Genomic DNA, 11,633 nt, shown 5'->3' with positions numbered 1-11,633 from the left:
CCTCTTTTAAAACAACGATTGCTGCTCTCCAAGCAGATTGCCCAGAAAACTGCGCCGATGCATCGGGGTTGCCCCCAACGCCATAATTTGCTCCCGATGAACTTTTGTTGCATATCCTTTATGTACCGACAAACCATATTCCGGATATAACGTATCCCATTCTTCCTTACACAGCCGATCTCGCGTTACCTTGGCAATAATAGATGCCGCTGCGATCGATTGACTATTGGCGTCACCTTTAATAATGGACAGTTGAGGTACATTCAGATCCACCTTCTCGGCATCCACCAGCATATAATCAGGAAGTTCTCCCAATGCTTCAATTGCACGTTTCATCGCGAGTCTCGCAGCCTGCTTAATGTTAAGGCGGTCAATCGTTTCTGCATCCGCATATCCGATTCCTACCGCTAGTGCCTTTTCCATAATGACGTCATATAGTGCATCACGTTTTTTCTCTGTCAATTTCTTGGAGTCATTCACACCTTCCAGAATGAGATCCTTCGGTAAAATAACCGCCGCTGCGACAACATCCCCAAACAAGCATCCCCGTCCTACCTCATCAATACCAGCAATACGTTCAAATCCACTGTCCCAATACTCCCGCTCGTAGAGCAACAGATCTCGAGGTTCACTGGCTTCTTTTTTCTTCCTCGGTCCAACCGGGGTATCCAGTAGATTCAACCCGATCTCTTCATTATTTTCACCCATAACACTCATCTCCTCTACCCACGCTTCTTCAGCATGCGTATCACTTACAACTTTTTATAATATAGACGTAGATTCTCTGTCTTTGTTCTGTACAACCTGTATCTCTTAGCAAAACTTTTCCTTGAGGTTTACAATAATAAAGATAGTGATGTCTTCATTTATCGGTATTTGATGGTTTAAATTGAATATATCAGACCTCGTCTAATTTAAATTGCACCACCATTTATCATAGCACGATTTTGACACACCTGATATATAGGTCAGGCAATTCCATTAAGCGTACTCTTCTTCAATCCTCTTCCATTTTTATCGTTTTTAACGCAATTTCCGTTTCTACTTCCGAGTTTTGATACAAAAAAAACGACCGCTCCCGGTAATCCGGTAACGGCCGCTTCTTTCGGCACGTGTATATATGAAATGAACAGATGAGGATGTTGATCTTCATCGTGTAGAGTCCATTTTTTAATAAGGAGCTTCCATGGAGAAACGTCCCATTTTACCCGCTCGCAGTTCTCGCAGAAATGCTCGCGATGCCTTTTCCAGATCGATGCGTCCACCGCTTACAACACAACCACGGACACGGCCGACTTGTTCCATAATCGCAATAACACTGTCTGAATCATCTGCATCCTTGGAAAACTCCTGCAGTCCATATCTCTCTTCCAGGGCGTCCCAGTAGTAACGCATCAGGTAGCTGATTCCAAAAAAGGCGATATCCTCTGCATTCAGAATTTCCTCTTTGATCGCACCTGTTACGGCAAGACGATAACCTACATTCTGATCTTCGAACTTGGGCCAAAGAATACCTGGAGTATCCAATAGCTCCATTTCTTTGCCTACCTTGATCCACTGTTGCCCCTTCGTGACACCAGGACGATCTCCTGTTAACGCAATACTCCGTCCAGCCAGTCGGTTAATCAGGGTTGATTTACCAACATTCGGAATACCCACAATCAATCCGCGAACCGCACGAGGGTTAATTCCCTTGGCAATTTGACGATCAATTTTTTCTTTCAGAAGCAGCTTCGCCTGTACTGGAATGTCTTTAACGTTGGTGCCTGTCGAGGCATCCACAGGAAAGGCGGTAATTCCTTCTTTTTTAAAATATTCGATCCATTCTTGCGTCACTTTAGCATCTGCCAAATCCGATTTGTTCAACAAAATCATCCGGGGTTTGTCCAGCAATATTTCGTCAATCATCGGATTACGGCTGGAGACAGGCAGACGGGCATCCAATAGTTCGATGACCACGTCGATGAGCTTTAACTTATCCTGAATCTGGCGTCTGGCTCGAGTCATATGACCTGGAAACCATTGTATCGTCACCTTGTCTTCACCTCATTATTTACTTCAATTTCAGTGGTTAATCCACTTGATCTCACCGATCGGCCAGAAAATCACATCTGCACGACCAATAATATCTTCTAACGAAACATAACCGATCATACGGCTGTCTGTACTATTTGGACGGTTGTCTCCCATAACAAACACATGACCTGCCGGCACTTTGCCATCAGGGAACTGCTCATTCGGGAAATCCTTCACATTATATGTTCCACCATTCGCTTCAGCAGCATCAATGGCTCCTTGAATATACGTTTCATCAACCTTTTTACCGTTAACCATCACGGTATCGTCCTGAACCTCCACCGTATCACCTTCTACAGCAATAACACGTTTAATGAAATCTCGACCTTCGGTTGGTACGTGGAAGACGATAACCTCACCGCGCTTCGGTTCTCTGATATCATATAAGATTTCGTTGACGATCACCCGTTCACCCGTTTCAAAGTTCGGCTGCATGGACGGTCCGTCCACAACAAACGGTTTGAAGAGCAACCACCGAATCAGAATGACGAGAACTAATGCGATAACGATGGCTTTGAGCCATTCAACAATTTCATTTTTAGCTTTTTTGGATCGACTGTCTTTCTCTTCGGCAGGATTTCCCCGGTCATGTTGAACTTCTTGTTCCATTCAAGATCTTCCTCTCTTCACAGTACATGTTTATAGCAGTACACACATCCAGCATTCTGCATCATTCCAACCAATCACTCATGGAATGGATACATCATATTCACATCAGTTATGTAATCTTACACCAAGCATTACAGTACATTTAATCCACAATTCAAATGCCTTCAAGAGGTTGTTCAAAAAGTCGGTACTGAAACCGGTCTTTTGAACACACACTTCAATAACTGATTTTACAAGCCTCCCGGACTATTCCCTGCATGTGTTGCCATACCATTTTACTCGGAAGTGTACCTCCGGTTCAACTTTTCCCGGACAAAAACGAAAAGGGCTTGTCTCCAAGCCCTTCCCGGTATCCGTTATATTAACGAATTTCTTTAATTCTCGCTGCTTTACCGCGTAGTTCACGAAGATAATAAAGCTTCGCACGACGCACTTTACCACGGCGAGCCACTTCGATTCTATCGATTTTAGGGGAATGAAGCGGGAAAGCTCTTTCCACACCTACACCGTAAGAAATTTTACGAACTGTAAAAGTCTCACTGATTCCACCACCACGGCGTTTAATCACAACACCTTCGAACAATTGGATACGCTCACGAGTTCCCTCGATTACCTTAACGTGCACTTTCAAAGTGTCACCAGGACGAAAACTCGGAATATCCTTACGAAGTTGTTCTTGTGTAATCGCTTGAACGATATTCATCTATGACTCCCTCCTTCCGTACAGGCGTTCATACTTCTTCCAGAGATCACCTTGTCTCCTTCATTATCCATAGAGGACCGCCGTATTCCACATAACAGACTTATTGTATCACGCAGCATATCAAAACACAAGACAAATTAAACAAAATGCCTATTGTTCAATCTGCCGCTTTGAAACTCATCCATCACATATAGACATCATTCTAAAATACATTCTCCCACATGGCAATTTATAAACACTCTCTTCAGCATGTCAACCTGATTCAGGAAAAAATAATGTAACCTCCCGTACAGAAATATCGTCTATGATATAACTTAATGACCACTTCAAAGGAGAACCCAAAGACTCATGAAATATTGGAAAAAGATCACGCTTGCTGTACTCGCCATACTCACATGCTCCATTACACTATATGCATATGCCGTAACTCATCCTACGAATGCCATGTCACACAAAGCCTGTACCTCCTGGGATATGGTCAAAGGCAAAGCATTCCAGCTATCACACACTGACTTCTCTAGCCAATCTACGCTGGATCGTTCTACCTTCAAGATTGAACATGGTACCGCTACAGAAGTGCCTGTACTGATGTATCATTACATAGAGCCCAAACTGAACAATCACGAAACAGGTAATAAATCCATCATTAATTTGGAGGATTTCGAGCAAAATATGAAATACCTGCATGATGAAGGCTACCGTACGATTACACTGGATCAGCTTGAACAATATGTCAACGGAAAGATCTCCCTACCACAAAAGTCCATTGTAATTACCTTTGATGATGGATACCAGAACAATTATACGTTAGCTTACCCTGTGCTTCAAAAATATAATTTCCACGCCTCATTGTTTGTCATAGGCAGTAAAATTCAGGAGCAACCTTCGGTATTTGATCCTGCCATTAACAGCTTCATCTCCAAGCCAGAGATGCAGGCGGCAACTGACGTATTTGAATTCAACAGCCATACCTATAACCTGCATCACAAGGGATTTATGCGCTGTGGTAACAGTGTACCCGTCGGTCTGGACACCCGTCTTCTGGATGATGATATCCAGCAAATGAAGCAAACCGGAATAGACACACCTTATCTGGCCTATCCTTTTGGCTATACCAGTACACAGATGATCTACAAGTTACAACAACATGGATATCGTATGGCCTTGACCGTAAAGTCTGGATTTGTGCATCCAGGAGATCATCCCATGAAGCTACCTCGCTTGACGGTCACGACAGGTACTGACCTGGCATCCTTGCTTCAGCCCGAATCCAGTCCGCAGAACGGATTCGCTGCATCGCAGAATGACCAATGAAACCTAGATTTAAACTTCACCCCCGGGATACAGAGTCGAGCTATACAGCCTTTTAAGCTGTGGCTTGGCTCTTTTTGCATCAGCAAGTGATAATGTCATCGGAGAGCTGGCATACACCACTGCTTCCCGTGCGTCATAGATGATGATCTGTTCTTTCCCCGTCTGAACCAGGTCTGCATGTACCACATATCCCTCTTTCGGGAATTCAGTAACCGTTTTCATATTTCCATCCACCAAAGCAGGCAATACATCTCCACCTCGGCGATATGCCAAAATATAATCGAGTCCGCCTTCATCCCAGTTACATACAGGCTCTATAATCGTTAACCATCCACGAGTCGTGCGATTTTCTTTCCATATTTCTTTCCCTTTGCTGTCCAGCATGAACATTCCATCCTTACCATTCTCATCCCCCCGCACAATCCGGTCCAAGCCTGCAACCTGTAAACCTTCCATTCCAGTACAAAAATGGCCCAGCGCAATATGCTGTGATTCAATCGAATCTTCATAACGCCATTTCTCATTACCGTAGTGGTCCATCATGACCGTGACACTGCCACCAATAACAACCTCGACTTGCCCATCACCGTCAACATCTCCAAACCATATACAGTCGGCATGATCATCAAGATTCTGACAAGACCATAACAACGTCCCATCATGATCCAGCATGTCATATCCGGCCATCACTTCATCCTTACCGTCTCCATCAATATCATATACCCATGGAAAATGCCCTGGATTCCCTTCATGCTTCCATAACAAATTGAATTCATGGTCGAGTGCCCATAACGTCTTATAACGGTCTTTCAGTATAATGTCCATTTTCTGCTGGTTACCCGTCAGGTTGGCGAGAATAATGCAATCATGTGCTTCATCACCTGGCAGATCATGTGTTTCTTTGATCTCTCCAGTCTCACCATTCAACACGAGAAATTGTTTGTCCATGACACACAATACTTCATTATTTCCATCCCCATCCCAGTCTGCGATCTGAGCGGGATAGTCCGAGCCCGGACCGCCTGCGTTCGGATCGGGAGTCCCCACCTGCCATAGTAATGTTCCTTCCAGATCAAACGCAGTCAAGCAACAGACCTGATGTGGAACATACCGATCGTCTATTCCTCCATCTGCCTGTACAAGCAACATCTCAAGTCTGCCGTCCCCATTTAGATCTCCCAAAAGCATTTTGCAGCGTTCTCCGGCTTGGCTAATATCTACTCTGGCGATTTCATAAGGCTGATGATTCATAACCTTCCTCCTCAGCGTATCGTTATTATTCAAATCCAGCTGAGTTCACCATAAAGAAAACCCCTTATTTTTACAACCCTATTATGTGGTCATGCAAAAATGTTCAAACCTGCAAGAAAGTGCTCATGTCAACAATAACCGATTTAAACGAATGATTCATACCCACTCTAAGAACTCAAGACGATTGCCAAAAGGATCATTTATATAGAATCGTCGTACACCTTCATCTACCCTTGCTTCGTCATCGACAATATGAATATGGTTATCATTCAGATGATCACGCAACTGATCCAAATGTTGTACATGAAATGCCGGATGAGCTTTTTTAGCGGGAATGAAATCTTTTTGTACGCCAATATGCACTTGGTGTCTGCCACACTCAAACCATACACCACCCCGTTTTCTTAGAGATTCAGGTTTAGCGATCTCCGTCCATCCCAATACATTATTGAAAAAATGACGCGCCTCTGCCTCACAACCTTCTGGTGCTGCGAGCTGAATATGATCAAGACCAATAATATTGTAAGTCATTCATACACCGCCTCTTGTTTCACTTAATGAAACTTAGTTTTAAAATATATCTCCATTTTATAGGATAGACCAATCGAAATCCAGCTTTCTTCATACAATTTAAATAAAAAAAAAGCTAACCTTGGTATCAAGGTTAGCTTTTCGAACGCTATAAAAAGATATATTTACGTGTTTAAAGGATGCATTTATTTACTCTGTGTTATTATCACGGTTTGAGCGTATCTTTTTCAACCAAATTCGCTCTTTGTCCGTCAAATCGGCCGTTTCCAACATCTCTGGTCTACGCTCTAACGTACGAAGCAAAGACTGTTCTCTACGCCACGCCTCAATGTTCAGGTGATGTCCTGACAACAGCATATCCGGTACTTTCATGCCCCTAAACTCGGGTGGACGTGTGTAATGTGGATATTCCAGGAGTCCGGTGCTGAATGAATCGGTTACTGCGCTTGTCTCATTGCCAAGCACACCGGGGATAAGACGTACGATGCTGTCAATCGCAACCATAGCAGGCAACTCCCCACCCGTGAGTACGTAATCACCAATGGATAGTTCATCCGTCACGAGAAATTCGCGGATTCGCTCATCGTAACCTTCATAATGTCCGCATATAAAAATCAGATGATCTTCCTGTACAAGTTCTTCTGCTTTTTTCTGTGTAAACGTCTCACCTTGCGGACACATTAAAATGATACGTGGAGCTTTCATGGTTGCCCCGGCTTCTCCGCGTTGCTCCAGCACATCTTCAACAGCAGCAAAGATCGGATCTGGTTTCAGCACCATGCCTCCACCTCCACCGTAAGGAGCATCATCAACCGTATTGTGTTTATTGGTCGCATAATTACGGAAGTTGGTTGCACCGAGGGATACCAGGCCCTTCGTTTGGGCTTTACCCAGAATACTTGCTCCGAATACGCCGTCAAACATCTCCGGGAATAGTGTTAATACATCCACTTTCATGTTACAGCAGCCCTTCCATCAGGTGAATCTTCACTTGCTGCTGTTCGATGTCCACATCAAGTACTACATCATCAATAACGGGAATCAGTACTTCTTTGCCTGCTGGCGTTTTGACAACCCATACATCATTAGCACCAGGAGTCAAAATTTCAGAGATAGTCCCAAGCGTTTCACCCTCTTCGGTGATGACCGAACACCCAACGATTTGATGGAAGTAATATTCACCTTCGTCCAGCTCAGCCAGGTTCTCTTTCAACACTTTGGCCATGCCGCCTTTAAACTTCTCGACTTCATTAATATTGCCATACTCTTTGAGACGAAGAATATACATATTCTTATGCAAACGTGAAGATTCCACGTTGACCATGACTGGATGATTATCTGGTGTAAAGAAAAACAACTCTGCATTTTTCGCGAAACGCACTTCCGGGAAATCAGTTAAAGGCATGATTCTTACCTCGCCACGAATTCCATGGGTATTGACGATTTTACCTACATTCATAAACTCTGCCATATTTCCTCCTACGAAATTAAATCAAACTAAACAGCCACTTCAACTCTCGTATGATCGTTCCGGCGACGGTTCGTTCTTTCGATCGCTGTTACCCCCTCATTTTTCAAACTTACTTTAAAAGGTGAAAATGAGGTGATAAAGGCGAACGCTAACGCTTCTCTAGAATCGATCCCGTCCCCTGCACTGCTACGAAGTCACTCATACCCAAAAATATTTTAATTCAATATCTAATCCAACATATTAAGTTCAGCATGCACGAAAAGGGGCTAGGACATGCATCCTAACCCCCTTTCGTATATCTTTAAGATATGATATCAACGGTAACCCGTTTATCCATCTTAACTGCTGCTGATGTGACGACCGTGCGAAGAGATTTTGCGATTCGTCCCTGTTTACCAATTACCTTCCCGACATCGTCAGGATGAACAGTTAACTCATAAACGACAAGCCGGTCTTTCTCAACCGTCCGAACCGTCACATCTTCCGGATGATCGACCAAAGCCTTAGCAATTATGCTTACTAATTCTTCCATAGATGACCCTCCGAATCAGCACTTTATTTAGATAATTTAGACTCGTGGAACTTCTTCATCACGCCCGCTTTGCTAAGCAAGTTGCGGACAGTGTCAGATGCTTGTGCACCGTTTTGAAGCCATGCCAATGCTTTATCTTCATCGATCTTAACAACAGCCGGTTGTTCAACCGGGTTGTAGTAACCGATCTCCTCGATAAAACGACCGTCACGTGGGGAACGGGAATCCGATACCACTACGCGGTAGAAAGGAGCTTTGTGAGCACCCATACGTTTCAGACGAATACGAACTGCCATTTGAAAATTCACCTCCTTCAATGAAATCTGTATATGATTTAGCTTCGCTTAATTAACGGAAAGGAAACTTCATTCCTTTACCCATACCTTTAAGCTGCTTCATAGCTTTATTTTTACCGCCTTTAGGTCCCATCATATCCGAGAACTGTTTCATCATGCGGCGCATCTCATCAAACTGCTTGATCAGACGATTTACTTCAGCCAGAGATGTTCCGCTACCCGTAGCAATACGCTTCCGGCGGCTATGGTTGATCATGTCCGGGTTCCGTTTCTCTTCGGTCGTCATAGAGTAGACGATCGCTTCGATCCGGCCCATCTGTTTATCATCAACCTTCAAGTCTTTGGCTTGTTTCATCTTGCCCATGCCAGGAATCATATCCATGATCTGATCGATTGGTCCCAGCTTTTTCACTTGATCCATCTGCTCCAGGAAATCTTCAAACGTGAATTCTGCATTACGCATCTTCCGTTCCATTTCCTTGGCTTTATCGGTATCAATGTTTAATTGAGCTTTCTCAATCAGAGATAACATATCACCCATACCGAGAATCCGTGAAGCCATACGTTCCGGGTGGAACGGCTCCAAAGCGTCAAGTTTCTCTCCAAGGGAAGCAAACTTGATTGGACAACCCGTAACTGCTTTGACGGAAAGTGCAGCACCACCACGAGTGTCGCCATCCAGCTTAGTCAAGACAACCCCGGTCAGATTAAGTTGCTGATTAAAGTGTTCTGCTACGTTAACCGCATCCTGACCTGTCATACTGTCTACGACAAGCAGTACTTCATCCGGATTCACTACGCTGTGAATCTGGCGAAGCTCTTCCATCAGCTCTTCATCGACATGCAGACGTCCAGCTGTATCGATAATGACATAATCATTACCGTTATCTTTGGCATGTTGAAGACCTTGACGTGCAATCTCAACAGGGCTTGTCTGATCTCCCAGTGTGAATACCGGCGCTTTGATCTGCTCGCCGAGTACTTGCAACTGTTTGATCGCTGCCGGACGATAAATATCGCCTGCAACAAGCAATGGTCTGCTGTTTTGCTTTTGCAGCATTTTAGCCAGTTTACCAGATGTGGTTGTTTTACCAGCACCCTGCAAACCAACCATCATCAGCACCGTAGGCGGTTTGTTCGCTTTAGCCAATTTCGCCTGGCTTCCGCCCATCAAATCCGTCAATTCCTTGTTAACGATGTCGATGATGACCATTCCTGGCGTGAAGCTCTCCATCACTTCTTTGCCAACAGCCTTCTCTTTCACCTTGGCGATGAATTCCTTGACCACTTTGAAGTTTACATCCGCTTCGAGCAATGCCAGACGTACCTCGCGCATAGCCTCGGCTACATCCTCATCAGACACCTTGCCTTTGCCGCGCAGCTTGCTGAACACATTCTGTAATCGGGTCGTTAATCCTTCAAATGCCATGATCCCACCTCCTTAAGCTTTAATACTGTTTTCCAGACCGATACGTTCCGCTCAACTAAAGTTTCATTCACTAAGCTGAGCAACGATATCGTGTATTTGTTTGTTGTTATCAATGGAGACGCCTGCGCGTTCCAATGCATTTTGCAAATCTTCAAGATTGCGATTACGCCGTTCATGCTTTTCCAGCAAGCCCAGCTTGCTTTCGTAATTTTCCAGCACTTGTTCGGCACGCTTGATATGCTCGTATACCGCCTGGCGGCTGATCTCAAACTCGGCTGCAATTTCACCAAGTGAAAAATCGTCATGAAAGTAATACTTTAGAAAAGTCTGCTGTTTCTCGGTAAGTAACAATTCATAAAAAGCAAACAGCAAGTTAATCCGGTTTGTCTTCTCAAGCCGGTTTTCTTGACTCACATCGGGGCACTCCCTTCGTCAAGGAAAAACACTTTACACTCTTGCAACGTTCCTAATAATACCTAAAACAAATCAGGTTGTCAAGCAAAAATACTTGTCACAATAAAAACAGCTCTGATGACGTCCCATTTCGCTGCTAAACAGGTGGTTTCTGCCCTTTTTCATAACAAGCAAATCCAATCTGAACCTCCACGCTCCACCTCTATGTAGAAGAAAAACGAATGCGTCCCAGCCAATGGAGATGCATCCGTTTATGGTGTTCTAGCGAAGTGGTGTCAGGTACAGCAGTACCATGAAGAAATGAAGAATACTGCCTGCTAGCACAAAGAGATGCCAAATCGCATGGTGGTAAGGAAATCCACGCCACACATAAAATAGCGTCCCCAGTGTATACATCAGACCTCCAGCAACCAGCAACACGATTCCGCCAGTAGGAATGGCAGCCATAAGCGGTTGCCAGGCAATAACGATGAGCCAGCCCATCGCGATATAGAAAATCGTAGACATGAATAGAAACTTTTTCGTAAAAAACGCCTTAAAGATCACGCCGAATAATGCGATTCCCCAGATTATACCGAACAAGGTCCATCCAAGTGTGCCGCGAACGGCAATAAACAAAAGCGGAGTATATGATCCGGCAATAAACAAATAAATGGATGAATGGTCGAAAATCTCGAATAAATCTTTCACTTTTCCATCTTTCCATGCATGCACGAGTGTTGAGCTCGTATAGAGCAGCAGCATGGTGATCCCGTAGATCGTGAAACTGACCACATGCCAAGCCGTGCCTTTGATACTTGAAAATACAATCAATAGCACCAGTGCAGCTACACTGAGTGCAGCGCCGATTCCATGTGTCACCGCATTGGCGACTTCTTCACGGCGTGAATAGGTATAAGTATTGGCCATTTCAACCGTCCTTTCTAACCCTACAGCATTGCCTTTTATATTCCCATTATACACGTATTGCCAGTGACATTACACGTGACACTTATCACGTATATCAC

At 44.2% G+C, this 11,633-nt stretch carries 14 protein-coding genes; 1 reads left to right on the top strand and 13 read right to left on the bottom strand.

Translation table 11 applies throughout. The features are described from left to right. Positions 1–6: 6 nt before the first annotated feature. The 4 genes from MKX75_RS10730 to rplS form a co-directional block, all read right to left on the bottom strand. A complete protein-coding gene (locus tag MKX75_RS10730; RefSeq protein ID WP_339169580.1) occupies positions 7–708 on the bottom strand; it encodes a ribonuclease HII in 702 nt (233 codons plus the stop codon). Between the two features lie 462 nt (positions 709–1,170). After that, entirely contained in the window at positions 1,171–2,034 is an 864-nt protein-coding gene (gene ylqF, locus MKX75_RS10725) for a ribosome biogenesis GTPase YlqF (RefSeq protein ID WP_062833774.1), read from the bottom strand. Between the two features lie 30 nt (positions 2,035–2,064). After that, complete coding sequence (gene lepB / locus MKX75_RS10720; protein ID WP_062833773.1) at positions 2,065–2,685, bottom strand: signal peptidase I; 621 nt, start codon at positions 2,683–2,685, stop codon at positions 2,065–2,067. A gap of 361 nt (positions 2,686–3,046) precedes the next feature. Continuing rightward, positions 3,047–3,388, bottom strand: a complete 342-nt coding sequence (gene rplS / locus MKX75_RS10715) for a 50S ribosomal protein L19 (protein ID WP_024630190.1) — start codon at positions 3,386–3,388, stop codon at positions 3,047–3,049. A 348-nt stretch (positions 3,389–3,736) separates the two neighbouring features. On the opposite strand from rplS, the gene MKX75_RS10710 reads away from it, so the two are divergent. Then, positions 3,737–4,702: a polysaccharide deacetylase family protein gene (locus MKX75_RS10710; RefSeq protein ID WP_339169577.1), complete on the top strand. Its 966-nt coding sequence runs from the start codon at positions 3,737–3,739 to the stop codon at positions 4,700–4,702. A gap of 9 nt (positions 4,703–4,711) precedes the next feature. On the opposite strand, the gene MKX75_RS10705 is transcribed toward MKX75_RS10710, so the two are convergent. From MKX75_RS10705 to MKX75_RS10665, 9 genes are all read right to left on the bottom strand, one after another. Beyond that, positions 4,712–5,953 carry a hypothetical protein gene (locus MKX75_RS10705; RefSeq protein WP_339169576.1) on the bottom strand — a complete coding sequence of 414 codons (1,242 nt, stop codon included), beginning with the start codon at positions 5,951–5,953 and terminating at the stop codon, positions 4,712–4,714. Between the two features lie 156 nt (positions 5,954–6,109). Beyond that, positions 6,110–6,484: a VOC family protein gene (locus MKX75_RS10700; RefSeq protein WP_076330654.1), complete on the bottom strand. Its 375-nt coding sequence runs from the start codon at positions 6,482–6,484 to the stop codon at positions 6,110–6,112. A gap of 189 nt (positions 6,485–6,673) precedes the next feature. Then, the gene (gene trmD, locus MKX75_RS10695; RefSeq protein WP_339169574.1) at positions 6,674–7,441 is read right to left on the bottom strand and encodes a tRNA (guanosine(37)-N1)-methyltransferase TrmD; all 768 of its coding nucleotides are present in this window, start codon (positions 7,439–7,441) and stop codon (positions 6,674–6,676) included. Position 7,442: 1 nt separating this feature from the next. After that, entirely contained in the window at positions 7,443–7,955 is a 513-nt protein-coding gene (gene rimM / locus MKX75_RS10690; RefSeq protein WP_076208924.1) for a ribosome maturation factor RimM, read from the bottom strand. A 301-nt stretch (positions 7,956–8,256) separates the two neighbouring features. Continuing rightward, positions 8,257–8,487: a KH domain-containing protein gene (locus MKX75_RS10685; protein WP_017689218.1), complete on the bottom strand. Its 231-nt coding sequence runs from the start codon at positions 8,485–8,487 to the stop codon at positions 8,257–8,259. A 23-nt stretch (positions 8,488–8,510) separates the two neighbouring features. Further along, positions 8,511–8,783: a 30S ribosomal protein S16 gene (gene rpsP / locus MKX75_RS10680; protein WP_017689219.1), complete on the bottom strand. Its 273-nt coding sequence runs from the start codon at positions 8,781–8,783 to the stop codon at positions 8,511–8,513. Positions 8,784–8,835: 52 nt separating this feature from the next. Continuing rightward, positions 8,836–10,212, bottom strand: a complete 1,377-nt coding sequence (ffh, locus tag MKX75_RS10675) for a signal recognition particle protein (RefSeq protein WP_062833767.1) — start codon at positions 10,210–10,212, stop codon at positions 8,836–8,838. A 63-nt stretch (positions 10,213–10,275) separates the two neighbouring features. Beyond that, positions 10,276–10,626, bottom strand: a complete 351-nt coding sequence (gene ylxM, locus MKX75_RS10670; protein WP_017689221.1) for a YlxM family DNA-binding protein — start codon at positions 10,624–10,626, stop codon at positions 10,276–10,278. Between the two features lie 261 nt (positions 10,627–10,887). Next, positions 10,888–11,535, bottom strand: a complete 648-nt coding sequence (locus MKX75_RS10665; protein ID WP_062833766.1) for a hemolysin III family protein — start codon at positions 11,533–11,535, stop codon at positions 10,888–10,890. Between the last annotated feature and the right edge of the window lie 98 nt (positions 11,536–11,633).

It is taken from the genome of Paenibacillus sp. FSL R5-0341 (assembly GCF_037975235.1).
Classification (GTDB): domain Bacteria; phylum Bacillota; class Bacilli; order Paenibacillales; family Paenibacillaceae; genus Paenibacillus; species Paenibacillus amylolyticus_A.
Note: the sequence above shows the minus strand (reverse complement) of the source record. Positions and strands in the feature narration are given on the sequence as shown.

Bases quoted from the DNA above. Each gene is read 5' to 3' on its own strand.
- MKX75_RS10730 (WP_339169580.1), bottom strand. From the start codon at position 708: ATGGGTGAAAATAATGAAGAGATCGGGTTGAATCTACTGGATACCCCG.
- lepB (WP_062833773.1), bottom strand. From the start codon at position 2,685: ATGGAACAAGAAGTTCAACATGACCGGGGAAATCCTGCCGAAGAGAAA.
- rplS (WP_024630190.1), bottom strand. From the start codon at position 3,388: ATGAATATCGTTCAAGCGATTACACAAGAACAACTTCGTAAGGATATT.
- MKX75_RS10710 (WP_339169577.1), top strand. From the start codon at position 3,737: ATGAAATATTGGAAAAAGATCACGCTTGCTGTACTCGCCATACTCACA.
- MKX75_RS10705 (WP_339169576.1), bottom strand. From the start codon at position 5,953: ATGAATCATCAGCCTTATGAAATCGCCAGAGTAGATATTAGCCAAGCC.
- MKX75_RS10700 (WP_076330654.1), bottom strand. From the start codon at position 6,484: ATGACTTACAATATTATTGGTCTTGATCATATTCAGCTCGCAGCACCA.
- trmD (WP_339169574.1), bottom strand. From the start codon at position 7,441: ATGAAAGTGGATGTATTAACACTATTCCCGGAGATGTTTGACGGCGTA.
- rimM (WP_076208924.1), bottom strand. From the start codon at position 7,955: ATGGCAGAGTTTATGAATGTAGGTAAAATCGTCAATACCCATGGAATT.
- MKX75_RS10685 (WP_017689218.1), bottom strand. From the start codon at position 8,487: ATGGAAGAATTAGTAAGCATAATTGCTAAGGCTTTGGTCGATCATCCG.
- rpsP (WP_017689219.1), bottom strand. From the start codon at position 8,783: ATGGCAGTTCGTATTCGTCTGAAACGTATGGGTGCTCACAAAGCTCCT.
- ffh (WP_062833767.1), bottom strand. From the start codon at position 10,212: ATGGCATTTGAAGGATTAACGACCCGATTACAGAATGTGTTCAGCAAG.
- MKX75_RS10665 (WP_062833766.1), bottom strand. From the start codon at position 11,535: ATGGCCAATACTTATACCTATTCACGCCGTGAAGAAGTCGCCAATGCG.